The following is a 24,742-nucleotide window of genomic DNA, read 5'->3' as shown; positions in this document are numbered from 1 at the left end:
CCCCCCGACCGACCCGCCCTTGCCGTTAGGAAGCCACCCCCATGAGTCAGTCTGCGCAGGCACCGGCGCCCGCCACGGCTCCGGCCGCACCCAGTCCCACGAAGAAGTTCGGCCAGAACCTGCTCCAGGGTCTGCAGAAGATCGGCCGCAGCCTCCAGCTGCCCATCGCCGTTCTCCCCGCCGCCGGTCTGCTGATGCGTCTGGGCCAGGACGACGTCTTCGGCAAGGACGGCCTCGGCTGGAACAAGGTCGCCGCGGTCTTCGCCACCGCCGGCAACGGCGTCTTCGACAACCTGCCGCTGCTCTTCGCGGTGGGCATCGCCATCGGCTTCGCCAAGAAGGCCGACGGTTCGACCGCCCTCGCCGCCCTGGTCGGCTTCCTGGTCTACAAGAACGTGCTGACCGCGTTCCCGATCACCGAGGGCCACATCGCCGACGGCAAGTGGGTCGCCGCGACGTACCAGAACCCCGGCGTCCTCGGCGGCATCGTGATCGGTCTGCTCAGCGCCGTGCTGTGGCAGAAGTACCACCGCACCAAGCTGGTCGACTGGCTCGGCTTCTTCAACGGCCGCCGTCTCGTCCCGATCATCATGGCCTTCGTCGGCACCGCCGTCGGTGTCCTGTTCGCCCTGACCTGGGGCCCCATCGGCGACGCCATCAAGAGCCTGAACGACACCCTCATCGGGGCCGGCGCGTTCGGCGCCGGCGCCTTCGGCCTGGTCAACCGCGGCCTGCTGCCGGTCGGCATGCACCAGTTCGTGAACTCCTACGCCTGGTTCCAGACCGGTGACTTCACCAAGGCCGACGGCACCGTCGTGCACGGCGACCTGACCCGCTTCTTCGCCGGTGACCCGACCGCCGGACAGTTCATGTCGGGCTTCTTCCCGATCATGATGTTCGCCCTGCCGGCCGCCGCCTTCGCCATCGCCCACACCGCCAAGCCGCACCGCCGCAAGGCCGTCACCGGCATGATGCTGTCGCTGGCCCTGACCTCCTTCGTGACCGGTGTCACCGAGCCGATCGAGTTCGCCTTCGTCTTCATCGCCCCGCTGCTGTACGTCATCCACGCCATCCTCACCGCCGTCTCGATGGCCGTGACCTGGGCGCTCGGCGTGCACGACGGCTTCACCTTCTCCGGCGGCCTGATCGACTACCTGCTCGCCTGGAGCAAGGCCACCGACCCGTGGATGATCATCCCGCTCGGCCTGGTCTTCGCCGCGATCTACTACTTCCTGTTCCGCTTCGCGATCGTGAAGTTCGACCTGAAGACCCCCGGCCGCGAGGACGACGACGAGGTCGAGGACGTCACCAAGGCCTGACCCCCCGCACCACCGCACGCCGCTCACGGCCCCGCCCCGCCACCCACTCCCCCGGGTGGCGGGGCGGGGCCGTTCGCGTGCCCGGAGGCCGACGGCCCGGGTGTCCACCCCGACGGCCGCCCGCTGAGACGGTGGTTGACGGATCCGCGGACCCGCTGGTCAACTGAAGCGGTGAACGCCCCCCGCCCGCTGGTGACCCGCAGCCACATCGACTTCGGTCGCGTGTGGTCCGCGGCGTGTCGCGGCTGACCCGAGCGTTCCCCCCGCCGCCGCCCGGCTGACGTCCCCGCCGCGCCCCGGCCCGCGCACCACCCGTCGCCCGCGACCGCCCGCACCCCGGGCGGGCCGGCCCGTGCCCGCACACCCGCCCGCACCGTCCCCCACCAGGGGACCGCGGGCCGCTCCGCGACCACCGCACGCCCCGCTTCCGTCCCAGGAAAGTCAAGGCCACCCATGCCCCGCCAGCTGCACCTTTCCGCCGCCCTCGACAGCCCCGGCCACGTCGACGCCGCCCACTTCACCGCCCTCGCCCGCCTCGCCGAACGGGCCTCGCTCGACTTCGTCACCCTCGACGACTCCTACGCCCCCGAACCGCGGCGGCTGGACGCGCTCGCCACCTTCGCCCGGCTCGCCCCGGTCACCCGCGGCCTCGGCCTGGTCCCGACCGTCACCACCACCCACACCGAGCCGTTCCACACCTCCATCGCGGTCAACACCCTGGACTGGGTCAGCGAGGGCCGGGCGGGCTGGCTGGTCGGCGTCTCCGACACCGAGGCCGAGGCCAGGGCCTTCGGCCGCAAGGGCGCCGCCCCGGCCGACGAACTCTGGGCCGAGGCCGCCGACGCCGCCGAGGTCGCCACCCGGCTCTGGGACAGCTGGGAGGACGACGCCGAGATCCGCGACCTCGCCACCGGCAGGTTCGTCGACCGCGCCAAACTCCACTACATCGACTTCGAGGGCCCGCACTTCTCCGTCCGCGGCCCCTCCATCACCCCGCGCCCGCCGCAGGGCCGCCCGGTCGTCGCGGTCACCGTCACCGCCGCCGACCTCGCCCCGGACGCCGGCCCCGGCGGCCGCGCCCGGGTCACCACCGCCGCCCGCTACGCCGACGTCGTGCTGCTCGACGCCCCCGACCGGGCCACCCGGCTCACCGCCGCCACCGAACTGCGGCTGCGCGGCGGCGAGGCGCTGCGCGTCCTGGCCCGGATACCGGCCGCACTGCCCGACGCCGCCGCGGCGGCCGCCCTGCTCACCGAGATCACCGAGGGCAGCGGCGGGGTCGACGGCTTCCACCTGGTGCCCACCGAGCCGGCCCGCGACCTCACCGCGCTCGCCGAGCACGTCGTGCCGCAGCTGCGCGAGCGCGGCCTGTTCCGGGCCGGCTACACCGGGCGCACCCTGCGCGAGCACCTCGGCCTGGCCCGCCCCGCCAGCCGCTACGCGCTCGCCGCGACCATCGCCGCCCCGGCCGTCCCGACCGTTCCCACCGCCCCCACCGCCGCTTCCACCGGCAGCAACCCCGCCGCGACCGCCGAGGTGACCCGATGACGGACCGCCCGCTCAAGCAGATCCACCTCGCCGCGCACTTCCCCGGCGTCAACAACACCACCGTGTGGAGCGACCCGGCCTCCGGCAGCCAGATCGCCTTCGAGTCCTTCCGCCACCTCGCCGCGACCGCCGAACGCGGCCGCTTCGACTTCTTCTTCCTCGCCGAGGGCCTGCGGCTGCGCGAGGTCAAGGGCCGCATCCACGACCTGGACGTGGTCGGCCGCCCCGAGTCGATCACCGTGCTCGGCGCGCTCGCCGCCGTCACCACCCACCTCGGACTGGCCGCGACCGTCAACGCCACCTTCAACGAGCCCTACGAACTGGCCCGCCGGTTCGCCTCGCTGGACCACCTCTCCGGCGGCCGGGCCGCCTGGAACGTGGTCACCTCCTCCGACGCCTTCACCGGCGAGAACTTCCGCCGCGGCGGCTACCTCGACCGGGCCGACCGCTACATCCGGGCGGCCGAGTCCGTCGCGCTCGCCCGGGAGTTCTGGGACGCGGCGGGCTCCGGCACGGTCCGCCACCAGGGCCCGCAGTTCGACGTCGAGGGCACCCTCTCGCTGCCCCGGCCGCCGCAGGGCCACCCGGTGGTGATCCAGGCCGGCGACTCCGAGGAGGGCCGCGAGTTCGCCGCCGCCAGTGCCGACGTGATCTTCAGCCGGCACTCCACCCCGGCCGCCGGCCGGGCCTTCCACGCCGACGTCAAACGGCGGCTCGCCGCGTACGGGCGCAAGCCGGACGAGCTGAAGATCATGCCCGGGGTCACCTACGTCCTGGGCGACACCGAGGAGGAGGCCGTCGAACGGGCCGCCGCGATCCGCCGCGCCCAGGTCGGCCCGGCCACCGCGATCGCCTACCTGGAGCAGGTCTGGGGCATCGACCTCTCCGACCACGACGTCGACGGCCCGCTGCCGGCCGTCGACCCGGTCCGCGACTCCTCCCTCGTCCAGGGCCGCACCTCGCTCGGCGACCCGCTGGAGATCGCCGCCAAGTGGCGGGCGGTGGCCGCCGAGAAGCGGCTCAGCAGCCGCGAGCTGGTGATCGAGGTGACCGGCCGGCAGAGCTTCATCGGCACCCCGGCGAGCGTCGCCGAACAGATCGACCAGCAGGTGCAGAGCGACGTCGCGGACGGCTTCATCCTCGTCCCGCACCTCACCCCCGGCGGGCTGGACGACTTCGTCGACCGGGTGGTGCCGCTGCTCCAGGAGCGCGGGGTGTTCCGCACCGAGTACAGCGGCCCGACGCTGCGCGACCACCTCGGCCTGCCGGTCCCGGGGCGGCCCTGACACCGCGGCCGGATCAGACCCGGCCCAGCCGGGCGGCGTGCACGCCGGCCTGGAAGCGGCTCTCCGCGCCCAGGCCGGCGGTCAGCTCGGCGACCAGCCGGCGCACCGTGCGCTCGGACACCTCCAGTTTGCGGGCGATCGCCGCATCGGTCCGACCGGCCGCGAGCAGCCGCAGCACCTCGTCATGGCGGTCCGTCGGCTCGACCGCGCCCGGCAGGAGTTCCCCGGGCGTCCAGGCCGCCGACCAGAAGTACTCGAACAGCTCGGCGACCAGCGCGACCAGCGCCGGCTCGCGCACCACCACGGCGGCCTCCGCGACCGGGGCGTCCCCGCCCGGCCCGGCCCCGGGGGCGGGCAGGATCGCCAGCCGGGCGTCCACCACGATCAGCCACAGCGGAAGCGAGTGGGCCACCCGGATCCGCGCCCCGGCCGCGGTGAGCTCCCGGACGTGCCCGAGCACCGCCGGGCGGCGTAGCGCGGCGGCCGGGTGGATGGTGCGCAGCGCTGCGCCGTGGGCGAGGGCGAGGCGTTCCCGGGCGAGCTTGCCCGCCAGGGCCGGGCCGGAGAGGTCCTGTCCGGGGCGCAGGGAGAGCGCCTCGGTGCGGGCGCCGCGGGCGGCGTCCTCCAGCAGGGCGGCGATCCGGTCGGCGCCGCGGACGACTTCGAGGGCGGTGCCGGCGCGGTGGCGTTCCTGGACGGGCAGGTAGCCGGTGTGCAGCCGGTCCACCACGTCGCGGGCCCGGTGCAGGGCGCCGACCAGGTCGGCGACCTGCCGGTCGGCGTCGAGCAGCAGTTGCCGGACCGCGGTGTCCACGGAGACGGCGGCCCGGTCGGTGGCGCGGTCCGGGGCGCGGTCCGGGGCGGGGCCGCCCGCGGCGGGCTGCAGCAGTCCGAGGGCGAGGAGTTCGGCGGTGGCGGCGGCGAGCCGGTGCTCGTCCCAGCCGGGGAGCAACGCGGCGGGCGGGCGGCCGGGTTCGGCGAGCAGTCGGGCGTAGAGCCGGGTGGCGTCCCGGTCGGCGGGGCTCTCCATCGGCGCAGCGTAGTCACGCCGTGCGGCGGTCCGCCCGGGGTTTCCAGCCTGCGAGACGGGCGGCTTCCGCTCCCGGTCATGGCCGGTTCCGGCAGCGTTCCGGGCGCTGACCGGGGGTGCCGGGGTGGTCAGGATGGCGCCCATGACGGTTCTTCCCGAGGCTTCGACGATCTGGCTGGACGGTGCGCCGGTGCCGTGGCACGCGGCGACCACGCACGTCCTCTCCCACGGCCTGCACTACGGAACGGGGGTGCTGGAGGGCACCCGGGCGTTCGCCACGGCGGACGGTCCGGCGGTGTTCCGGCTGCCCGAGCACCTGCGCCGGCTGCACCGCAGCGCGCGGATGCTGCGGATGGAACTGCCCTACGGGGTGGACGAGCTGGCGAAGGCCACCGTCGACCTGGTGCGGGCCAACGGCCACCGCTCCTGCTACCTGCGGCACTTCGCCTTCCTGGGCCACGGCACGATGGGCCTGGACATGCGGTCCGCGCCGACCGTCACGGCGATCGCGAGCTGGCCGTGGCACTCCCAACTGCCGGACGCGCAGGGCGGGATCAGGCTGAAGACGAGCAGTTGGCGGCGGACCGACCCGAACACGGTGCCGCCCGCCGCGAAGGCGACCGGCCCGTACCTGAACGCGGTGCTGGCCCGCCGGGAGGCGACCGACGCGGGGTACGACGAGGCGCTGCTGCTCGGCCCGGACGGCACGGTGGGCGAGTGCACGGGCGAGAACGTGTTCGTCGTGCGGGGCGGGGTGCTGCGCACGCCTCCGCCGAGCGCGGGCGCCCTGGAGGGGATCACCCAGGACACCCTGCTGACGCTGGCCCGCGACCTGGACGTGCCGGTGCGGGTGGAGCCGCTGCTGCGGTCGGACCTGTACGCGGCGGACGAGGTGTTCCTGTGCGGGACGGCGGCCGGGGTGGTGGCGGTGCGCTCGCTGGACGACCGGGAGCTGCCGGCCGCCCCGGGGCCGCTGACCGCGCGGCTGCGGGCGGCCTACGAGGCGGCGGTGACCGGTGCGGACGAGCGCTACCGGCACTGGCTGACGTTCGTGGAGTGAGCCCGGGGGGGTGCGGTGGCCCGGTGGCCCGGCGGGCCGGCGGGCGCAGTGGCCCGGCGAGGGGTCAGACCTCGTAGACCGCACCGGGCCGGGCGATGTCGACCGGTCCGGCGTAGGCGGCGGCCGCGTCCCGCCGGTTGAGTTCGGCGTCCGTCCACGGGGGGATGTGGGTGAGGACGAGCCGGCGGGCGTCGGCCGCGGTGGCGTGCTCGCCGGCCTCGCGGCCGTTGAGGTGGACGGCCCGGTAGGTGTCGCGGCCGTCGAGGTAGGCGGCCTCGCAGAGGAAGAGGTCGGTGTCCCGGGCGAGCTCGACGAGTTCGGCGCTCTCCCCGGTGTCGCCGGAGTAGACGAGGCTGCGGCCGCCGTGTTCGAGCCGGAAGGCGAAGGCGTCGACGGGGTGGTTGACCTGGGCGACGTCGATCCGGAAGGGGCCGAGGTCGAAGCGGCCGGGGGTGAGGGTGCGGAACTCGAACACCTCCTTCATCCCCGGGTTCTCCGGCATGTCGTAGGCGCGGGCCATCCGTGCGGCGGTGCCGGCCGGGCCGTAGACGGGCATCGGGTCGGGGCAGCCCTCGGCCCGGTAGTTGCGGGCGACCCAGTAGGCGCACAGGTCGACGCAGTGGTCGGCGTGCAGGTGGCTGAGCAGGACGGCGTCGACGTCGTAGATCGAGACGTACTTCTGCAGGGCGCCGAGCGCCCCGTTGCCGAGGTCCAGCACGACGCGGTAGCCGTCGGCCTCCACCAGGTAGCTGGAGCACGGCGAGTCGGCGGACGGGAAGCTCCCCGAGCACCCCACCACGGTCAGTTTCATCCGAGCCCCTCCGCCCCGACACGTCCTGGCTGCCGCTGGTCATGACAGCGGGCCGGGGATACCGGCCGGAGGCGCTGCCCTGCGCGTGTGTCGAGGGTAAGGGCGGACCGGCGCTTTGCCCCCGTCTCCGTGCCGTGCTGTGGCTGGAATCACCAGAACGCCGGGGAGGCGGGGGCGGGGGCGCCGCGCCGGCGGGTCAGCGGTGGCCGGGGCGCCGGCGGGCCCAGTCGCGGATGGTGCGGGGGTACCAGCGGGGGTGGCCGCCGGCGTCGACGAGGTCCGGTTCGGGCAGCAGGCCGTGGCGCCGGTAGGTGCGCACGGTCTCGGGCTGGACGTTGATGTGGCGGGCGATCTCGGCGTACGACCACAGGTCGGTGCCGCGGCTCACGGGGGGTCTCACGGGGGGTCACCTCCGCTGGTGCGTGCGGGGACGTTCGTGAGCAGCCTTTCCGGGCGGTCCGGGAATCCCCGTCCCGGACCGGACATCGTGGTCGTACCGTGACGAACCGGAAGCACGACGGGGACATATCCCCCGTTCGCGCGGACCGGGGCCGCTCCCCCGGACCCGCCCTACGCCCAGAGCTGGCCCTGCAGCGCCTCGACGGCGGCCTCGGTAGACTCGGCGGTGTAGATCCCGGTGGACAGGTACTTCCAGCCGCCGTCGGCGACCACGAAGACGATGTCGGCGCGCTCGCCGGCCCGGGCGGCCTTGCGGCCCACCCCGATCGCCGCATGCAGGATCGCGCCGGTGGAGACGCCGGCGAAGATGCCCTCCTCCTGGAGGAGTTCGCGGGTGCGCCGGACGGCGTCGGCGGAGCCGACCGAGAAGCGGGTGGTGAGCACCTCGGCGTCGTACAGCTCGGGGACGAAGCCCTCGTCGAGGTTGCGCAGGCCGTAGACGAGGTCGTCGTAGCGCGGCTCGGCGGCGACGATCCGCACCCCGGGGACCTTCTCGCGCAGGAAGCGGCCGACGCCCATGAGGGTGCCGGTGGTGCCGAGGCCGGCCACGAAGTGGGTGACGGTGGGCAGGTCGGCGAGGATCTCGGGACCGGTGCCGGTGTAGTGGGCGCCGGCGTTGTCGGGGTTGCCGTACTGGTAGAGCATGACCCAGTCGGGGTGCTCGGCGGCGATCTCCTTGGCGATCCGCACGGCGGTGTTGGAGCCGCCGGCGGCGGGCGAGGGGATGATCTCGGCGCCCCACATGCGGAGCAGTTCGCGCCGCTCCTCGCTGGTGTTCTCGGGCATCACGCAGACCATCCGGTAGCCCTTGAGCTTGGCCGCCATGGCCAGCGAGATGCCGGTGTTGCCGCTGGTGGGTTCGAGGACGGTGCAGCCGGGGGTGAGCCGGCCGTCGGCCTCGGCGCGCTCGATCATGTGCAGCGCGGGGCGGTCCTTGATGGAGCCGGTGGGGTTGCGGTCCTCCAGCTTCGCCCAGAGGGTGACCAGGCCCTCGGTGTTGCCCGGTACCGCGGCGGACAGCCGGGGCAGGCGGACCAGCGGGGTGTTGCCGACGGCTTCGAGCGGGCTGTCGTAGCGCAAGGGGTCCTCCGGCGGGCGGCGGTGGGGTTCGGTGCGGGCGGCCCGGCCCACCCCGGGCGGTGCGCGGGGCGGGCCGGGCGGGTGGTCAGCGGGCGCCGCCGGCCACGGCGGGCAGGATGGTGACGCTGTCGCCGTCGGCGAGGGCGGTGGAGATGCCCTCCAGGAAGCGGACGTCCTCGTCGTTCAGGTAGACGTTGACGAAGCGGCGCAGCTCGCCGCCGTCCAGCAGACGGGCGGCGATGCCCGGGTGGCGGGCGTCGAGGTCGTGGAAGAGTTCCCCGAGGTTGCTGCCGGTGCCCTCGACGGCCTTGGCGCCGTCGGTGTAGGTGCGGAGGATGGTCGGGATGCGGACCTCGATAGCCATGGCTGCGCTCCTGTGCGAGTCGTGAGGTGGGTGGGCCGCAGTGGGCGCGGCAGGGCGTTGCGGCCCGGGGCGGTGGTGTCCGCGGGCGGGCCGGACGGGCGGCTCAGCGCGAGTGCGCCGGCGTGCCGGGACAGATGGCGCCGGCGTGCCGGCACAGGTCGATGTGCAGGCGCGCCACGAGGCGGGTGCCCGGGGCCTGGTTGCTCACATCGACGGAACGCATGGGCTCATCGTATAGATTCCCGGGGCCGCTCCTCCATGCCCGTCCCGTGATGCGGACGAGTCCGTCCCTCATCCCGAGACGGGCCGGGAAAGGCAACGGCCCGCCGACCGCTCGCGGGCGGTCGGCGGGCCTCGCCCAGGTGGGTGCGGGTCAGGCCGGGTAGGCCTCGACGACCTGGACGTCTTCCTCCGTGATCACGCCGTCCACGATGCGGAACGAGCGGAACTGGTACGGGTCGTCCGGGCCGTTGCCCTCGGCGGTCGAGACCAGGACGTAGTGGGCGTTCGGTTCGGAGGCGTAGCTCACGTCGGTGCGCGAGGGGTAGGCCTCGGTGGCGGTGTGCGAGTGGTAGACGATCACCGGCTCCTCGTCCCGGTCGTCCATCTCACGGTAGAGCTTGAGCAGGTCGCCCGAGTCGAACTCGTAGAAGGTGGGCGAGCGGGCCGCGTTGAGCATCGGGATGAACCGCTCGGGGCGGCCGCTGCCCTCCGGCCCCGCGACCACGCCGCAGGCCTCGTCCGGGTGGTCGGCGCGGGAGTGGGCGACGATCGCGTCGCGCAGTTCTCGGGTGATGGTCAGCATGGCGCCAGGATAGTCACGCCCCGGCGACGGATCGCCGGGGCGTCCGAGGCGCGGTCAGCGGGGGCCGGGGGTGCCGTCGTCCGGCACGTGCAGGTGGTCGTGGGCGACGGCGTGCACCGCGGCGGGGGTGCGGCGCCCGAGCCCGCGGTAGCCGGCCACCAGCAGCACGGCCCAGACCGGGAAGACGTACAGCGAGATCCGGTTGTCGCGGTCGAGGCCGATCAGCACGACCACCAGCGCGAGGAAGGCCAGCGCGGCCCAGCTGCTCCAGGCGCCGCCGGGGGCCTTGAACGTGGGCGGCGGCAGGTGGCCGCCCTTCCAGGCCCGGCGGTAGCGGATCTGGCAGATGAGGATCATCGCCCAGGTCCACAGGCCGCAGACGGTGGCGACCGAGGTGATGTACTCGAACGCCTTGGCCGGGACGAGGTAGTTGAGCACCACGCCGACGCCCATCAGCAGCGAGGAGACGGTGATCGCGGCGGCCGGGGTGCGGTGGGCGTTGAGCCGGGTGAGGCGTCCGGGGGCCTGGCCGCGCAGGGCGAGGTCGCGCAGCATCCGGCCGGTGGAGTACATGCCGGAGTTGCAGGAGGAGAGCGCGGCGGTGAGCACCACGAAGTTGATGATGCCGGCCGCGGCGGGGATGCCGATCTTGCCGAAGGTGGCGACGAACGGGCTGACGCCGGGCTGGAACTCGGTCCACGGGACAAGCGAGAGGATGATGACCAGGGCGCCGATGTAGAACAGCGCGATCCGCCACGGCAGGGTGTTGATGGCGCGCGGGAGGGTCTTCCTGGGGTTCTCGCTCTCGCCGGCGGTGACGCCGACGAGTTCGACGCCCAGGTAGGCGAACATGACGATCTGCAGGGTCATCACGGTGGCGCCGATGCCCTTGGGGAAGAAGCCGCCGTCCTGCCACAGGTGGGTGATCGACGCGGTGTCGCCGGCGTCGCTGAACCCGAGGGTGAGCACCCCGATGCCGATCAGGATCATGCCGATGATCGCGGTGACCTTGACCATGGAGAACCAGAACTCGATCTCGCCGAAGATCTTCACCGAGATCAGGTTGGCCCCGTAGAGCAGCACCAGGAAGCAGAGCGCGGACAGCCACTGCGGGATGTCCGGCGCCCAGAACTTCACGTAGACGGCCGCCGCGGTGGTTTCCGCCATGCCCGTGACAACCCAGAAGAGCCAGTACGTCCAGCCCGTCACGTAGCCGGCGAAGGGGCCGAGGAACTCCCGCGCGTACTCGGCGAAGCTGCCGGCCACCGGGCGGTAGGTGAGCAGTTCGCCGAGCGCCCGCATGATCGCGAAGATCACCACGCCGGCGACCGCGTAGGACAGGATCAGGCTGGGGCCGGACTTCGAGATGGCGGTGCCCGCGCCGAGGAACAGACCGGTGCCGATGGCACCGCCGATCGCGATCATCTGGATCTGGCGGCTGCCCAGACCCCGGTGGTAGCCCTCGTCGTCCGGTCTGGCGTCGACGACCTCGTCGTAGAGCTGTTCGGCCATGCTGCACCGTCCTGGATGGGATGTCGCGGGTGGGAGTCGTGGGGGTGGGGAGCAGCAGTCGTACCACGCACGGTCCGGATAGCGGTGTCCATCTGAGCGATATTTGAGCATGCCCTGATAGGGTTTCGCCCGTTTTGGCCGGAAAAGCCTCGGCCGCTCGTCCACCATGCGGACGAGCGGCCGGGGCCTGCTCCGAACGGGGGAGCCCCGCTCCGGGGGCGCCCCCGGAGCCTCGGCGGCGGGCTCAGCCGGCGATCGCCTCCAGCAGCGACTCCTGCAGCGCGCCGAGCCACAGGTACGCCATCACCAGCGGCTTGCGGTCGTCGGTGTCCGGCAGGTCGTACAGGCCCCGCTCGTCGTCCTCGGTGACCTCCAGCCGCACGCCCAGGGTCAGCCGCAGGTCGTTGAGCGCGCCCAGCCAGCGCAGGCACGCGCCCGCGTCCAGGGTGACCAGGCCGCCCTCGCCGCCCAGGCCGTCCAGCGCCCGGACGACGTGCAGCGCGTCGTCGCGCTTGCGGGCCCGCAGGTCCAGCTCGGTGTAGCGGCGGAACTCCCCGGCGGCCTCCCGGGCCTCCGGGTCGGCCGGCCCGTCCGGGTCCCCGTAGGCGTCCGGGAAGAGCCGGGCCAGCGCCGGGTCCTCGGGCGCCCTGCTCGGCCCCTCGGCGAACAGCGCCGCCAGCGGATCGCCGGGCCCGTCCCCGTCGCCGCCCGGGCCGGGGCCGATCAGCTCCAGCATCTGCACTTCCAGCGAGCGCAGGATGGAGGCCTCCAGCTCGTCCAGCGCGAGCACCGCGCCCCCGGCGCCGGCACTCTCGAACAACCCAGCCATCGGTATCGGTCAGCCCGTCCTCGTCGGTTCCAGTGGTCCGCGGCCGCGCGGCCGCGGGTGCGGCCGCCCGGTGCGGCCGGCCGTGCGGTCAGTCGTGCTGCAGGGTCGCCCAGAGGCCGTAGCCGTGCATCGCCTGCACGTCGCGCTCCATCTCCTCGCGCGAGCCGCTGGAGACCACCGCCCGGCCCTTGGTGTGCACCTCCATCATCAGCTTCCTGGCCTTCTCCTTCGGGTAGCCGAAGTAGGCCTGGAAGACGTACTGGACGTAGCTCATCAGGTTGACCGGATCGTTGTGGACGATGGTGACCCACGGGGTGTCCGGCTCCGTCACCGGTACGCCCTCGACCTCCGGGCGCTCGATCTCCACGGGCGCGACACTCACCGCCGGATCCCTCCTGCCGCTCAGTTCGGTTCCCGGGTGACTCCCACCCGGCCTTCACGTGGCTTCCACGTGCCCCTCCAGCCCCATGCTGCCATCCGGGGGACCGGCGGGCGATTCCGCCCCCCGCCGCCGCGACGCGCTGGGCGGATCCCCGGCCCGAGAAATCGTCACATTGACGCTAAGGGGTAGTAGCATCATCCTCATGGACGCCACTTCCGTGCCCGCGGCCGGCTCGACCGCGCTGCTCACCGACCGCTACGAGCTCACCATGCTGCAGGCCGCCCTGCGCAGCGGGGCGGCGCACCGCCGCTCCGTCTTCGAGGTGTTCACCCGCCGGCTGCCCGCCGGCCGGCGCTACGGCGTGCTGGCCGGCACCGGCCGGGTGCTGGACGCGGTGGAGGACTTCCGCTTCACCTCCGCCCAGCTCGACTGGCTCTCCGACGGGCGGGTGGTCGACGAGGACACGCTGCGCTTCCTCGCCGACTACCGGTTCACCGGCGACATCCACGGCTACCCCGAGGGCCAGGTCTACTTCCCCGGCTCGCCGCTGCTCACCGTCGAGGGCAGCTTCGCCGAGGCGGTGATCCTGGAGACGGTGATCCTCTCGATCCTCAATCACGACTCCGCGATCGCCGCCGCCGCCTCCCGGATGACCTCCGCCGCCGGCGGGCGCCCGGTGATCGAGATGGGCGCCCGGCGCGCCCACGAGCGGGCCGCCGTCTCCGCCGCCCGCGCCGCGTACGTGGCCGGCTTCGCGGCCACCTCCGACCTGGAGGCCGGGTTCACCTACGGCATCCCGACCACCGGGACCGCCGCGCACGCCTTCACCCTCGTCCACGACAGCGAGCGGGACGCCTTCCGGGCGCAGATCGACTCGATGGGCCGGGGCACCACCCTGCTGGTCGACACCTTCGACCTGCGCGAGGCCGTGCGCACCGCCGTCGAGGTGGCCGGCCCCGAGCTGGGCGCCGTGCGGATCGACTCCGGCGACCTCACCCTGCTCGCGCACCGGGTCCGCCGCCAGCTCGACGAGCTCGGCGCCACCGGCACCCGGATCATCGTCACCTCCGACCTCGACGAGTACGCGATCGCCGCGCTCGCCGCCGCCCCGGTGGACGGCTACGGCGTCGGCACCAGTCTGGTCACCGGCAGCGGCGAGCCGACCTGCGCGATGGTCTACAAGCTGGTCGCCCGCGCCGCCGGCGAGGACGGCCCGCTGGTCCCGGTCGCCAAGCGCGCGGCCGGCGGCAAGACCAGCATCGGCGGGCGCAAGTGGGCGGCCCGGCGGCCCGACGCGGACGGCGTCGCCGAGGCCGAGGTCGTCGGCACCGGACCCGTCCCGGACGCGCTGGCCCCGCACCTGCTGCAGGTGCCGCTGGTCAAGGCCGGCGAGGTGGTCGGCCGGGAGCCGCTGGAGGCCGCGCGCGAGCGGCACGACCGGGTCCGGGCGGCGCTGCCGCTGTCGGCCACCCAGCTCTCCAAGGGCGACCCGGTGCTGGCGACCGAGCTGCACGTGTGACGGCGCCGCACGGGCGGCGGCCGTTCGTGGACGGGGGAAGGGCCGGGCCCGCCCCGGGCCTTCCGCCCCCGGATGCCACTGCCTACAGTCGACCGTAGAGTTCCCCCGTACGGACCGTGAGACCCCCTCACGTCCCCCTCCGCGTCCTCCGCAGGACCCCACCAGACCGAGGAATGCCAGCCATGCACCGGGCACTGATCGTCGTCGACGTGCAGAACGACTTCTGCGAGGGCGGCAGCCTGGCCGTCGCCGGCGGGGCCGAGGTGGCCGCCGCGATCACCGATCTCATCGCCGAGTCGGCGCCCGGCTACCGGCACATCCTCGCCACCCGCGACAACCACATCGACCCGGGCGACCACTTCTCCGACCACCCCGACTACGTGCACAGCTGGCCGGTGCACTGCGTGGCGGGCACCGAGGGGGTCGGCTTCCACCCCAACTTCGCCCCGTCCGTCACCTCCGGCGCGATCGAGGCGGTCTTCGACAAGGGCGCCTACGCGGCGGCGTACAGCGGCTTCGAGGGCGTGGACGAGAACAGCCGGGGCCCCGCCGAGTGGCTGCGCGAGCGTCAGGTCACCGAGGTGGACGTGGTCGGCATCGCCACCGACCACTGCGTCCGGGCCACCGCGCTGGACGCGGTGCGGGCCGGGTTCACCACCCGGGTGCTGCTCGACCTGACCGCCGGGGTGGCCGCGCCGACCACCGCCGCCGCGCTGGACGAGCTGCGGGCGGCCGGGGTGGAACTGGTCGGCACGCCGGTCGTCGGGGGCTGAGCGCCGGGATCCGGCTCCCGGCTCAGTGCTCGGTGACCAGCAGCTCCACCACGTCGGTCCCGCCCAGCCGGAGCGCCTCGCGCAGCTCGGCGCCGACCGCCTCCGCGTCCTCGGCCAGCCGGGCGCCGCGGACGCGGACCACCCGCACCCCCAGGTACTCCATCCGGTGCCGGCCGCCGCGCACCCAGGCCGCCTCGCCGTCACCGACGCAGCGCAGCTCCGAGTCGACCTCGACCGCCACCCCCGCCGAGGGCCAGTAGAGGTCCGGCACGGCGACGAAGGTGCCGCCGCGCATCCGCAGCTCGGGGCCGGTCAGCGGGACGGGCAGCAGCCACTCGTCCACCAGCTCGCCGACCCGCTCCAGCATCCGGTCCCGCTCGGCGGCCAGCAGGCCGTCCAGCACGGCCCGCACCCGGGGGTCGGCGGTCAGCCCGCACTCGGCCAGCTCGGCGGCCAGCTCGCCCACCGGGCAGCGGAGCTCGGGGCGGCGGACGGCCTCGCAGAGCACCTCCCGGACCGGGGCCGGACCGGCCGCTCCCCCGCCGTCCCGGTCGCCGGACGTCCACTCCCCCAGCGCGTCGGCGACCGCCCGGGACACCGGCGCGCAGGCCAGCCCGTGCACCGAGCGCGCCACCAACTCCCGTTCGGTGCGCCGGATCCGCACCTCCCCGGCGTCCTTCAGCCGGCGCTGGCGGGGCACCAGCACGTCCACCCCGGTGACGGCGGGCAGCCGGGGCACCGCGGCGAAGCCGTACAGCGCGAGCGCGGCCGTGCCGGTGATCACCGCCCCCGCGCGGCGGCCCTCCTCCCGGCCGTTCTGCGCCGCGTAGAGCAGCGCCGCCCACATCCGCTGCTCCGGCGAGGGGTCGCCGGACTGCAGCAGGTAGACCCGAGGCAGCAGCCGCTGCCAGGGACCGCCGCGGCGGCAGTGCTCGCCGATGATCCGGGCCGGCACACCCCGGGCGCGCAGCTGGCCGGCGGTGAGGACGTTCTGCTGACGGCGCGCCAGTTCCTCCAGGGACGGCGGCGGCACGGGAATGCGGTAGCTCATGCCGACACCATCCCCAAGGTCCCGGAGCGAGTCGCGGCCGCCTGACGCACTGTTACCCAACCGTCGTGAAACCGGGATCAGGCCGCACTAAAGTCCTCATACCCTCACCCATTCGGAGGAATGGGTGATCAGCTGCTTGTCATATCTGATCATCTTCGATCGGCCACCAGGCCGTCTGACCCTGCGTGATCAAGCACATACGGCGAAGTCACCTCCGGGCGTCACTCCAGCCCGCCGGATTGCCTACCCTTAGTACATGTCACGTGACGAGACCGCCGGCCTCCGCGCGGCCCAGCTCCGCCTCGGACGCCTGCCCGGATACGTCCGCCGGCCGGACCCGGCCCGCCGCAGCGGCGCACAGGGCCATACCTACAAGAAGGGATGGGAGGTCCGCTTCACCGCACGCAGCGAGGCGGAGATAGCGGAGATCCGCGACCTGGTGGTCGCCGCCGGGTTCGCCCCCGCCCGCCCCTTCTTCAAGGGCCACCAGCTGATCCAGCCCGTCTACGGAATGGCCGCCGTCCAGGCGTACCTGGCCGCTAGACAGGCGGCCGAGGAACAGGCGGCGCGCACCGCCCACGGGCGGGCCCGGCGGGGCTCCGGGGCGGCACGCCTCCGGACCGCCGCCAAGGCCGCGCACGAGGCCGCACACGAGGGTGCCCGCGAGGCCGTGCGCACGGCCGCCCACGACGCCGTCCACGACGCCGTCCACGAGGAACAGGAGGCCCAACAGGCCCAGCAGACCGAGGAGATCCCACAGACCCGGCAGAACGCCGGACGGGCGGGCGTGGAGCACGCGACCGCCGAGCACGGGGCCGCGGACGCCCGGGGCCGGGAGCACGAGCGGGAGCGACTGACCGCCGCCACGGAGGCGGCCGGGACCGCAGGGGCCGCGGCTGCGGCGGCCGCGCGACTCGTCCGCCGCCGGGCGGTCGAGGCGTTCCCCGCCCAGCTCGCCCGGGGCACCTCGCCGGACGACCGGATCACCCCCGCGGAGAGCCGCCGCACGAGCTCCTGATAGTTCGTCAACTTTCAGCTCGCACACGGCGATACGCCGTCGAAGGGCCGGGCACGCGGGACGCGTGCGACGGGGCCGGCCCATCATCCCACCCCCTCCCGGGGGCACCCGCCGGCAGGCCCGCCCGCGGCTGCGCCGCAGCCCGGCACGGCCCGTCGCGCCCCGGGGCGGCGCGCGGACGGTGGTGCGCCCGGTGGTGCGGGCGCGGCTTCGCGCCGCAGACGTGGACGAGAACCGCCGGACCGCTTACGGTGGCACATCACACCCTCCACGGTGGCGTGCCGACCGGCCGCCACCGTCGGCCGCGCCACCCCGCTGACCGGCCACAACGCTCCGCACCCACGCCTCTGACACCACTGCGCACCACTCCCCGCCCGTCCGCCACCGCCGCACCGCCCGCCGACCCTCCGGCCGGCCACCGCCGGAACCGGCCGAGCGGCGGCGCCTTCCGGGCAATCCAGTCGATTGGTAACCCAGCGCACCGAGCGCCTACCGTAGAGTGAGCACAGATGATCGACCGTCAGAAGCCCATCTCACTTGCCGAGAAGCCGAGATGACCCAACGTCATGACAGCACCGCCGAGCCGCCGCCAGCGGCCGGTGAACCCGCCGTACCGCTGGAGTTCGCGGCGTTCTGCGAGCTGCACCGACCGCGGTACCTCAGCTACGCCCGGGTCTGGCTGCCCGACCCGGACCGGGCGGCCGGTGCCGTCCAGCAGGCGTTCGCCGAAATCGCCGTCCAGTGGCGCGAGTTGCTGGGAAGCTCCAACCCCACCGCGCACGCCTGGCAGATCCTGCGCGACACCGTCGGCGAGCACACCCGGCGGAGCGGCCCGCCCTCCGGCCACGCCGACGAGCGCGACCAGCCCGACGGCCCGCACCGGCCCGGCGCCCAGGACCGGCCGGGCCGGCCCGCCGACGACGACCTCGCCATCCTGCACTACGTCGTCGGCCTCGCCGCCCCGGAGATCGCCGACGTCATCGGCACCGACACCGCCAGCGTGGCCGGCCGGCTCCGCCGCACCATGCTGCGCGAGGCCTCCGGGTGGTGAACCCCGGACCGGGACGGCCGTGAGCCGGTGACCCCCCCCTCGCCGGCTCCCTCAGACCCGCTCACCCGTGACGTCGTACAGGTGGTGGACCGGGTCGTGGATCAGGTAGCGGGCGAACGACTCCACCGTGAAGCGCGCCCCGTCGCTGCGGTTGCCGGTACGCCCCCACTGCGCGCCCGACACCCCCGCGAACGCCGCCGCCAGCACCTGCGCCGCCTCCTCCAGCTCCCCCGCCACCACGGCCGGCCGCTGCTCGCCGTACCGCTCGGCGACGGCCGTCTCGTCCTGGTCCCAGTTGGGGAACAGCGGGTCGTCCTCCTCCAGGATCAGGTTCAGCCGGACGTGGAACAGCCGGAAGACGTCCCGGACGTGGCACGCGTATTCGAGGTCCGACCAGACCTCCGGCCGCGGACGGCGGCGCAGCGCCTCCGGCTCCCCGGCCAGCACCCGCACCCAGCCCGCCGCGTTGGCCCGGATCATCCCGGCCACGTCCTCCCGGACGACCGCGCCGGCGTCCAGCCCGCAGTCCGCGCAGGGGCGCTCCAGCACCCACGTCCAGTCCTTGGTGTCGGGGACGATCGCGTCGTCGCCGGCCGTGGCACCGCTGCTCTGCTCCGAAGTGGTCATGCGCCCAGGATGACCGCGCCCGCACCGCTCCCACCAGCGGCTTCGCCGCCAGCGGGCACCGAAATCCTGCCAGCGCCGTCCTCCCCGGCGCCCTCCGGGGCCCGCGCGCCCTCCGCGGCCTCCCGGGCGGCGAGCAGCTCGGCCAGGTTCGCCCGGCTCCAGTCGCACACCGCGTCCATCGGCCCCAGCAGCGTCCGGCCGAGCGGCGTCAACGCGTACTCCACCCGCGGGGGGTTCTCCGCGTACTCCGTCCGGCTGACGACACCGTCGTGCTCCATCGACCGCAGCGACTCGGCGAGCACCTTCGCGGTGATGCCGGTCAGCGGCACCCGCAGCTCCGAGAACCGGCGCGGACCGCCCTCCAGGCAGCGCACGATCCGCCACGCCCACTTCCTGCTGCCCAGCACGGGGACCCGCTGCACCGGGCAGTGCGGGTCGAAGAAGTCCGGCGGCAACGGTGCGGGCACGGTCCGAGTCATGCCCCGACGGTAACCGAACGGGCTTTCCCGCCGGTACCGTTGAAGTAACCGGCACCCCCCGTTCTACCGTCACGGCGACGGCGGGCGGCGATCGGCGCCCCCGCCCCTGCCCCGCCACCGGCGGACGGACGGAGAACCCGTGAACCCCACCATCGATGTCATCGTGTTCGGCGCCGGCGGCCAGGTCGGCCGGGCCGTGGTCGCCGAGGCCCGCCGGCGCGGCCTGACCGTCACCGCCGCCGTCCGCTCCCCCGAACGGCACGCCGACCTCGCCGGCCCCGGGACCACCCTCGTCCGCTGCGACGTCACCGACCCCGACGCCGTCGCCACCGCCGCCCTCGGCCACGCCGCCGCCGTCAGCACCGTCCACACCCCCGACGTCCCCTCCGGGGCGTTCTACCCCGCCGCGGCCCGTGCCCTGGTCACCGGCCTCGCCGCCGCCGGTGTCCACCGGCTCGTCCACGTCGGCGTCGCCACCACCCTGGAGACCGCCCCCGGCGTCGCCGTCCACGACGACCCGGCCTTCCCGGAGGCCCACCGCGCCTTCTCCCTCGGCCACGCCGCCGCCCTGGACCTCCTCCGGGACTCCCCCGCCGGCCTCGACTGGGTCGTCGTCACCCCGCCCCTGGACCTCGACCGCACCGCCCCCGGCACCGGCCGCTACCGGACCGGCGGCCCGCAGGTCCTCGGCACGCGGATCGCCCAGGCCGACCTCGCCGCCGCCGTCACCGACCAGCTCACCGGCCCGGCCGCCCGCCACCGTGAGCAGATCGCCGTCGCCGAGTGAGCCGCCCGGCGGGTAAAACCGGTGGAGGGAGCGGAGCGGTCCGGTCCACCCTGGACACCATGCCGAACTCCGCCCCCGACCCCCGGGCCGCCTTCGACCCCGGTGCGCTCGCCCGCAAGCCCACCCTGCCCGGCGCCGCCGTCACCCTCGTCCCGCTCGCCGCCCGGCACACCGACGCCATGTGGCGGTTCACCGACGACGAGGAGACCAACCGCCTCACCGGCACCCGGCGGGCCTTCACCCAGGACGAGATCCGCCACTGGTGCACCACCCGCCCCGACCAGCGCGACCGCCTCGACCTCGCCGTCGAGGACCGCGCCACCGGCCGCTTCCTCGGCGAACTCGCCCTCAACGACGTCGACGTCGACAACGCCTCCGCCCACTACCGGATCGCCCTCACCCCCGACAGCACCGGCCGGGGCATCGGCACCGAGGCCACCCTCCTGCTCCTGCGCCACGCCTTCGGGACCGTCCGCCTCCACCGCGTCGAACTGGAGGTCTACGCCTACAACCCGCGCGCCACCCGCGTGTACGAGAAGGCCGGCTTCCGCCACGAGGGCCGCGCCCGCCAGGCCCACCACTGGGCCGGCGAGTACCACGACGTCCTCCGGATGGCCGCGCTGCGGCCCGAGTGGCTCGCCGCTCACCCCTGATGCGGCGGCCACTGCTGCGGCGGTGGCGGATACCCCGGGTACCCCGCCGCCGCAGCAGCGGCGGCGGCGGCCCGCTCCCGGCGGCGTCGCCCGCGCACCACCAGCAGCACTCCCACCACGACGCCCACCAGCACCACGCCCGCGAGCGCCGCCGCACCCCTCAGCACCCACGTCACACCGCGGTTCTCCTGGTTCGCGGGCACGGTCACCGGCGGCGGCGAGTCCCACTCCTCCTCGGCCGGCGGCACGGACGGAGCCGCCTGCGCCTCCGCCCGCCCGGCCAACGGGTTCTCCCGAGGCCCCCCGTCCACCGCCGGATTCGCCTCCAGCGCCTTCGCCGGTGACAACACCCCGTACCCGTAGCGGTTGTTCGGCACCGCCGAGCCGTCCGCGGGCGGGGTGGCGGACTTGATCATCCGGGTGATGACCTGCCCGGCGGAGAGGTCCGGGTACTTCGCCCGGATCAGCGCGGCGGTGGCGGAGACGTAGGCGGTGGCGTCGGAGGTGCCGTTGGCGACGCCGTGCGCACTCGTGGACTTGGCCCCGGCCCGGGGGACGTCCGCACCCGGCGCCACCAAGGTGGTCTCGGGGCCTGAGCTCGACCTGTTCCAGAGCAGCCCGTTCCGGTCGACCGCGCCGACCGCCACGACACCGGGAAATGCGGCCGGGTACTCGACTGCGCCGCCCTTGTCCCCGTCGTTGCCCGTACTCGCGACGAGCACCACATCCTTGTCGAGCGCGTACTTGACCGCCGCACGCTCATCGGGGTTCACCCCGGAGGGTCCACCGATCGACATGTTGACGACCTTCGCACCGTGATCGACGGCATAGCGGATCGCCCGGGCGATTTCGGAGTGGTCCGACAGGGAATCCGCATCCAGGGTGACCCGGATCGGGAGGATCCTGGCCTCCGGAGCGAGGCCCATGATGCCGGCCCCTGCGCCGTGGCCGTGACCGGCGATGAGGCTCGCCATACCGGTGCCGTGACCACTGGTGTCCACGGTGCCATCGGTGTTCTGCCCCGTGAGGTCCGTGCCTGCCAGCACCTGCCCCGTCAGATCCTGGTGGTCCTTCAACACACCGCTGTCGATGACGGCGACCGTGACGCCCTCTCCCCGTGAGACCGGCCAGACTGCCGAGTCCGCACGATAGGCCGCGAGGGGCCACTGCGAGTCGCGCACGCTGTCGGCGTGAGCGGGACCCGTGCCCACGGCCGCCAGCAGTCCGCCCGCCAGCAGCACGGCCGCCCCGCGAATCAGACGCCAGCTCCTCAAGTCCCGCCACCCCACTCAGTGCAGAGGCTGCCCCGCGGCCCGAAGACGCCGCGGGGCAGTCGATCGATCGGCCCGCCGGGCGTCATTCCACCACGTTCGGATTGACCGGGTCGTCCGGCGCCCAGGTCTCCTCGTCCTCGACGAGGTAGTCGGGACGCCGCCGCTTCTCGTTGTCCTTCCTGCCTCGGTCGGTGCTGCCGAGCGGCACCATGGGCCCCTGCGTCAGCGGGCTGCCCGGGCCGCCCTCCGACCGGACCCGTCCGCGCGCTCCCAGACCCGAGCCACCTTCGGTGAAGGCCTCCCGGCCGCCGCCGCCCTTGCCGGAACGATCCCCGACACCGACGACCGTGCCTCCGGCCCGACCGGCCGCGCCGTCGGCGGCGCCCCTGCCCCGTGTCGAACCTGCGCCGACGGCCCCGCCGCCGACCACGCCCGGCATTCCCCCGGCGCCGAAGGGCGTACCACTGCGGCCCGCTCCGGGCCGCCCCTGTGCCGCCTCGCGGCCACCGCGCACGGCCTCCGGCCCGGTCTGTCCGCTCCCCACGGCGCTCGGCCCCTGTCTGCCGGCCTGGCCGAAGGACTGCGGGATCCCGCTCTGGTGGGACGTCCCTCCCCCGGGGCCACCCTGCGGCACAGCGGGCTGCGCGACGGGGCTGTGGGCGACGGATTGGCTTCCGCTGCTGTTCCCCGGCGCCCCGAGGATCGACGTACCGCTCCCGCCCAACAACGGCTGCCCGCCGGAAGCCGGAGCGGCCGGGGGAACGAGGGCAGCCCCGTCGACGACCGTTCCGGCACCGAAGCTCACCGGAGTGGCCTTGGGCAACGGCCTGGCGACCCCGCCCTTGACACCGGGCTCGACGGGAATCCGGGGTTCCTTCGACGGGGACGGGACGGCCATCTGTGGAGCCGACCGTGCGGCACCACCCGTCCGGGGATCCGCCGGCGCACCTTCCCGCGGACGCGACACGGGTGCTGCTCCGGTGCCGGCGTTGCCGACACCGATGCCACCGAGGAAACCGCCCACACCCGCGAAGCCACTCGTGCCCGCGTCGTCCGCCGACCGGTCCGTGTAGTCGTCCTTCGCACCCGGGCGTGGCTGCCCCGGGGGTGGTGGGGGCTTCAGCATCGGGGTGGCGGTCCGGTAGTGCATGGCGAGGGTCTGCAGGACGGTGGCGGCCTCGCCCTTCCGCTGGTCGGCGATGGCCGTGCGGGAGTCCTCGTCGTCGGCGCCGAAGAGGGAGGAGACGGTGTCACTCACGCCGTCCTTGACCTGCGCCCAGCCGCTGGGCTCCTCGGGCATGTCGCGCTTGGCCTTCGCCATGGCCTCGGAGACCGCCTTGAGCGTGTTGGCCGCGTCGTTGGCGTAGGAGGCGGTGGTGTTGATGGTGGCGGCGAGGTGGAGCATGCGGGCGTGGAAGGCGTCGCTGGTGCTGCCCTCCCACGAGGTGGCGGCCTCGGTGCTGGCGCGGGTGAGGGTGGCGCGGATGGCCTTGAGGGTGTCGGCGGCGCGGCGCCAGGGGTCGGCGGCGGCCATCACCTCGCCGGGGTTGAGGGCCTGGACCATCCGGCGGAGTTCGGCGTGGCTGTAGGCGCCGAAGTCGGTGTACGTCATCGGACGCCCTTCCCGTCGTCGTGCCGGGCCGGCGCGGTGGTCCGGGCGTAGGCGCCGTAGCTGGCGGCGGAGGGGTTGGCCACCGACCAGCCGTCGTCGGCGAGCTTCAGACCGCCCTTGGTCCGGCGCTCCTGTTCCTCGTAGTTGGTCGCCGTGAGCTCGGCCTTCTTCTGGGCGTCGTCGACGGCGTCCTGGAGCTGGTTGAGGACGTCGCGCAGACCGTCGCGCATGGTCTGGTAGCGGCTGCGCAGTTCGGCGGCCTCGGCGAAGGGGCCGAGCGCGTTGGGGCCGATGCCACTGCTGCCGTGGGCCGTGTTGCCGTCGGCGTGGTGCTGGAACTCGGCGAGCAGCAGCCGCACTTGGGCCGCGAAGGCGCGCAGCTGTTCGACTTCGACGCGGTAGCCGCGCCCCGCCCCGCCGGTCGATCCCGTTCCGTTCCCCGTTGCCACTGCGGCGCCTCCCCCGTGCGTCCGGCCGGTGTGTCGTTGACGGTTCTGGTGAGCGAGTCATGTCTAACACACGACCCGCTCCCCTGGTGGGCCGTCAGTTCACGTCCGGTGTCCGGCCGATCGCGGCGAGGGCGCGGCGGCAGAGCGAGTCGGCGTGCCGGGTGGTCTCGGGCAGGCGGTAGCGGGGGGTGAGGGCGAGGACGGTCCCGACGGCCTCGGCGAGGCCGATGCGGTGGCCGACCGAGACGAAGACGGGCTTGACGCCGGTCCGGGTGCGCAGGGCGCGGCCGACCTCCTCGCCGGTGGCCGGGTCGGTGAGCGGGGCCGAGTCGCCGCGGGCGGGGCCGGGGTCGCGGTGGTCGAAGGTGAACGGGGTCTTGGCGACGCCGAGGGTGCGCAGTCCGGTGAGGACGCCGAGGTGGCTGGCGAGGCCGAGGCGGCGCGGGTGGGCGAGGCCGTAGCCGTCGCAGACGACGGTGCCGGGGCGGTGGGTGAGGGCGGCGAGGGCGTCGAGGACGGCGGGGAGTTCGCGGAAGGCGAGCAGGCCGGGGATGTAGGGGAAGGCGACGCGTCCGGTGGCGGTGGTCTCCTCGACGACGGCGAGGGTGTCGCGGTCGAGGACCACGGCGGCCGCGACGACGAGGTCGCGGGCGTCGTCGTAGGCGACGTCGACGCCGGCGATCAGCCGGTCGTCGCCGTCCGGGCCGGCGGCGGTGCCGATGGCGCCGGTCGGACGGACGAGCGGGCGCAGGCGGGCCTGTTCGGCAAGCGCCTCGGCCTCGGTGGTGGGCCAGTCGGCGGGGACGGGCACGGCGGTTCCCCCTGGGGTGCGCGGAGCGGTGGTGCGGTCGGGCCCACCGTACCGAGCGGGGCGGACGGGCCCCGGGGGCGCGTCCGCGGGCGTACGCCCCGTGCGCCCCGCATGCCCCGCACGCGGCCGGCCGGCGCGCGGAGTTGCCGCACG

27 protein-coding genes are annotated in these 24,742 nt (G+C 74.4%); 10 read left to right on the top strand and 17 right to left on the bottom strand.

Translation table 11 applies throughout. The features are described from left to right. Positions 1 to 41: 41 nt before the first annotated feature. From ACFVVL_RS17775 to ACFVVL_RS17765, 3 genes are all read left to right on the top strand, one after another. Positions 42 to 1,319, top strand: a complete 1,278-nt coding sequence (locus tag ACFVVL_RS17775) for a PTS transporter subunit EIIC (RefSeq protein ID WP_380294237.1) — start codon at positions 42 to 44, stop codon at positions 1,317 to 1,319. Between the two features lie 453 nt (positions 1,320 to 1,772). Next, the gene (locus tag ACFVVL_RS17770; protein WP_387676101.1) at positions 1,773 to 2,867 is read left to right on the top strand and encodes an LLM class flavin-dependent oxidoreductase; all 1,095 of its coding nucleotides are present in this window, start codon (positions 1,773 to 1,775) and stop codon (positions 2,865 to 2,867) included. Further along, the gene (locus ACFVVL_RS17765) at positions 2,864 to 4,153 is read left to right on the top strand and encodes an LLM class flavin-dependent oxidoreductase (protein WP_380294235.1); all 1,290 of its coding nucleotides are present in this window, start codon (positions 2,864 to 2,866) and stop codon (positions 4,151 to 4,153) included. The genes ACFVVL_RS17770 and ACFVVL_RS17765 overlap by 4 nt, the downstream gene beginning before the upstream one ends. A gap of 13 nt (positions 4,154 to 4,166) precedes the next feature. Here ACFVVL_RS17765 and ACFVVL_RS17760 read toward each other — a convergent pair whose 3' ends face one another. Beyond that, on the bottom strand, positions 4,167 to 5,183 hold the full coding sequence (locus ACFVVL_RS17760) for a LuxR C-terminal-related transcriptional regulator (protein WP_387676097.1): 1,017 nt from the start codon (positions 5,181 to 5,183) through the stop codon (positions 4,167 to 4,169). A gap of 142 nt (positions 5,184 to 5,325) precedes the next feature. On the opposite strand from ACFVVL_RS17760, the gene ACFVVL_RS17755 reads away from it, so the two are divergent. Continuing rightward, complete coding sequence (locus ACFVVL_RS17755; RefSeq protein ID WP_380294233.1) at positions 5,326 to 6,243, top strand: branched-chain amino acid transaminase; 918 nt, start codon at positions 5,326 to 5,328, stop codon at positions 6,241 to 6,243. A 64-nt stretch (positions 6,244 to 6,307) separates the two neighbouring features. Here the strand turns inward: ACFVVL_RS17755 and ACFVVL_RS17750 are convergent, their stop codons facing one another. From ACFVVL_RS17750 to clpS, 9 genes are all read right to left on the bottom strand, one after another. Then, complete coding sequence (locus tag ACFVVL_RS17750; RefSeq protein WP_387676094.1) at positions 6,308 to 7,054, bottom strand: MBL fold metallo-hydrolase; 747 nt, start codon at positions 7,052 to 7,054, stop codon at positions 6,308 to 6,310. Positions 7,055 to 7,250: 196 nt separating this feature from the next. Next, the gene (locus tag ACFVVL_RS17745; protein WP_380294231.1) at positions 7,251 to 7,454 is read right to left on the bottom strand and encodes a MerR family transcriptional regulator; all 204 of its coding nucleotides are present in this window, start codon (positions 7,452 to 7,454) and stop codon (positions 7,251 to 7,253) included. Between the two features lie 170 nt (positions 7,455 to 7,624). Then, positions 7,625 to 8,593 carry a PLP-dependent cysteine synthase family protein gene (locus ACFVVL_RS17740; RefSeq protein ID WP_387676091.1) on the bottom strand — a complete coding sequence of 323 codons (969 nt, stop codon included), beginning with the start codon at positions 8,591 to 8,593 and terminating at the stop codon, positions 7,625 to 7,627. Positions 8,594 to 8,678: 85 nt separating this feature from the next. Beyond that, positions 8,679 to 8,957, bottom strand: coding sequence for a MoaD/ThiS family protein (locus tag ACFVVL_RS17735; RefSeq protein WP_350544771.1), 279 nt, complete (start codon positions 8,955 to 8,957; stop codon positions 8,679 to 8,681). A gap of 103 nt (positions 8,958 to 9,060) precedes the next feature. Next, positions 9,061 to 9,180, bottom strand: coding sequence for a putative leader peptide (locus ACFVVL_RS17730; RefSeq protein WP_380294229.1), 120 nt, complete (start codon positions 9,178 to 9,180; stop codon positions 9,061 to 9,063). A 150-nt stretch (positions 9,181 to 9,330) separates the two neighbouring features. Then, a complete protein-coding gene (locus ACFVVL_RS17725; protein WP_380294228.1) occupies positions 9,331 to 9,762 on the bottom strand; it encodes a Mov34/MPN/PAD-1 family protein in 432 nt (143 codons plus the stop codon). 54 nt (positions 9,763 to 9,816) lie between these two features. Continuing rightward, entirely contained in the window at positions 9,817 to 11,274 is a 1,458-nt protein-coding gene (locus ACFVVL_RS17720; RefSeq protein ID WP_380294227.1) for an amino acid permease, read from the bottom strand. Positions 11,275 to 11,518: 244 nt separating this feature from the next. Then, the gene (locus ACFVVL_RS17715; protein ID WP_380294226.1) at positions 11,519 to 12,103 is read right to left on the bottom strand and encodes a DUF2017 domain-containing protein; all 585 of its coding nucleotides are present in this window, start codon (positions 12,101 to 12,103) and stop codon (positions 11,519 to 11,521) included. 88 nt (positions 12,104 to 12,191) lie between these two features. Next, positions 12,192 to 12,485, bottom strand: coding sequence for an ATP-dependent Clp protease adapter ClpS (gene clpS, locus ACFVVL_RS17710; protein WP_350544761.1), 294 nt, complete (start codon positions 12,483 to 12,485; stop codon positions 12,192 to 12,194). A 202-nt stretch (positions 12,486 to 12,687) separates the two neighbouring features. Between clpS and ACFVVL_RS17705 the strand changes: the two genes are divergently transcribed. Together ACFVVL_RS17705 and ACFVVL_RS17700 are read left to right on the top strand one after the other, a co-directional pair. Then, positions 12,688 to 14,004 carry a nicotinate phosphoribosyltransferase gene (locus ACFVVL_RS17705; RefSeq protein WP_387676084.1) on the top strand — a complete coding sequence of 439 codons (1,317 nt, stop codon included), beginning with the start codon at positions 12,688 to 12,690 and terminating at the stop codon, positions 14,002 to 14,004. Between the two features lie 182 nt (positions 14,005 to 14,186). Beyond that, positions 14,187 to 14,777 (top strand): isochorismatase family protein, encoded by a 591-nt coding sequence (locus tag ACFVVL_RS17700; protein WP_380294224.1) that lies wholly within the window; start codon positions 14,187 to 14,189, stop codon positions 14,775 to 14,777. 22 nt (positions 14,778 to 14,799) lie between these two features. On the opposite strand, the gene ACFVVL_RS17695 is transcribed toward ACFVVL_RS17700, so the two are convergent. Further along, the gene (locus ACFVVL_RS17695) at positions 14,800 to 15,828 is read right to left on the bottom strand and encodes a hypothetical protein (protein WP_387676081.1); all 1,029 of its coding nucleotides are present in this window, start codon (positions 15,826 to 15,828) and stop codon (positions 14,800 to 14,802) included. 256 nt (positions 15,829 to 16,084) lie between these two features. Between ACFVVL_RS17695 and ACFVVL_RS17690 the strand changes: the two genes are divergently transcribed. Both ACFVVL_RS17690 and ACFVVL_RS17685 read left to right on the top strand, forming a co-directional pair. Further along, a complete protein-coding gene (locus tag ACFVVL_RS17690; protein WP_387676078.1) occupies positions 16,085 to 16,846 on the top strand; it encodes a hypothetical protein in 762 nt (253 codons plus the stop codon). A gap of 553 nt (positions 16,847 to 17,399) precedes the next feature. Beyond that, the gene (locus ACFVVL_RS17685) at positions 17,400 to 17,897 is read left to right on the top strand and encodes an RNA polymerase sigma factor (protein WP_380294221.1); all 498 of its coding nucleotides are present in this window, start codon (positions 17,400 to 17,402) and stop codon (positions 17,895 to 17,897) included. A 51-nt stretch (positions 17,898 to 17,948) separates the two neighbouring features. On the opposite strand, the gene ACFVVL_RS17680 is transcribed toward ACFVVL_RS17685, so the two are convergent. Both ACFVVL_RS17680 and ACFVVL_RS17675 read right to left on the bottom strand, forming a co-directional pair. Next, positions 17,949 to 18,524, bottom strand: a complete 576-nt coding sequence (locus tag ACFVVL_RS17680; protein ID WP_387676075.1) for a DinB family protein — start codon at positions 18,522 to 18,524, stop codon at positions 17,949 to 17,951. Then, positions 18,521 to 19,003, bottom strand: a complete 483-nt coding sequence (locus ACFVVL_RS17675; protein ID WP_387676072.1) for a winged helix-turn-helix transcriptional regulator — start codon at positions 19,001 to 19,003, stop codon at positions 18,521 to 18,523. The genes ACFVVL_RS17680 and ACFVVL_RS17675 overlap by 4 nt, the downstream gene beginning before the upstream one ends. Positions 19,004 to 19,142: 139 nt before the next feature. Between ACFVVL_RS17675 and ACFVVL_RS17670 the strand changes: the two genes are divergently transcribed. Both ACFVVL_RS17670 and ACFVVL_RS17665 read left to right on the top strand, forming a co-directional pair. Next, a complete protein-coding gene (locus ACFVVL_RS17670; protein ID WP_387676069.1) occupies positions 19,143 to 19,790 on the top strand; it encodes an NAD(P)-dependent oxidoreductase in 648 nt (215 codons plus the stop codon). A 59-nt stretch (positions 19,791 to 19,849) separates the two neighbouring features. After that, the gene (locus tag ACFVVL_RS17665) at positions 19,850 to 20,443 is read left to right on the top strand and encodes a GNAT family N-acetyltransferase (RefSeq protein ID WP_387676066.1); all 594 of its coding nucleotides are present in this window, start codon (positions 19,850 to 19,852) and stop codon (positions 20,441 to 20,443) included. Here ACFVVL_RS17665 and mycP read toward each other — a convergent pair. From mycP to ACFVVL_RS17645, 4 genes are all read right to left on the bottom strand, one after another. Beyond that, positions 20,434 to 21,684, bottom strand: a complete 1,251-nt coding sequence (gene mycP / locus ACFVVL_RS17660) for a type VII secretion-associated serine protease mycosin (protein ID WP_387676063.1) — start codon at positions 21,682 to 21,684, stop codon at positions 20,434 to 20,436. The genes ACFVVL_RS17665 and mycP overlap by 10 nt on opposite strands. Positions 21,685 to 21,799: 115 nt before the next feature. After that, on the bottom strand, positions 21,800 to 23,329 hold the full coding sequence (locus ACFVVL_RS17655) for a WXG100 family type VII secretion target (protein WP_387676060.1): 1,530 nt from the start codon (positions 23,327 to 23,329) through the stop codon (positions 21,800 to 21,802). Continuing rightward, positions 23,326 to 23,778, bottom strand: coding sequence for a hypothetical protein (locus ACFVVL_RS17650; RefSeq protein WP_380294213.1), 453 nt, complete (start codon positions 23,776 to 23,778; stop codon positions 23,326 to 23,328). The genes ACFVVL_RS17655 and ACFVVL_RS17650 overlap by 4 nt, the downstream gene beginning before the upstream one ends. 94 nt (positions 23,779 to 23,872) lie before the next feature. After that, positions 23,873 to 24,589: an endonuclease V gene (locus tag ACFVVL_RS17645; RefSeq protein WP_387676056.1), complete on the bottom strand. Its 717-nt coding sequence runs from the start codon at positions 24,587 to 24,589 to the stop codon at positions 23,873 to 23,875. Positions 24,590 to 24,742: the final 153 nt, after the last annotated feature.

Source organism: Kitasatospora sp. NPDC058115, from assembly GCF_042884635.1.
Taxonomy (GTDB): domain Bacteria; phylum Actinomycetota; class Actinomycetes; order Streptomycetales; family Streptomycetaceae; genus Kitasatospora.
Note: the sequence above shows the minus strand (reverse complement) of the source record. Positions and strands in the feature narration are given on the sequence as shown.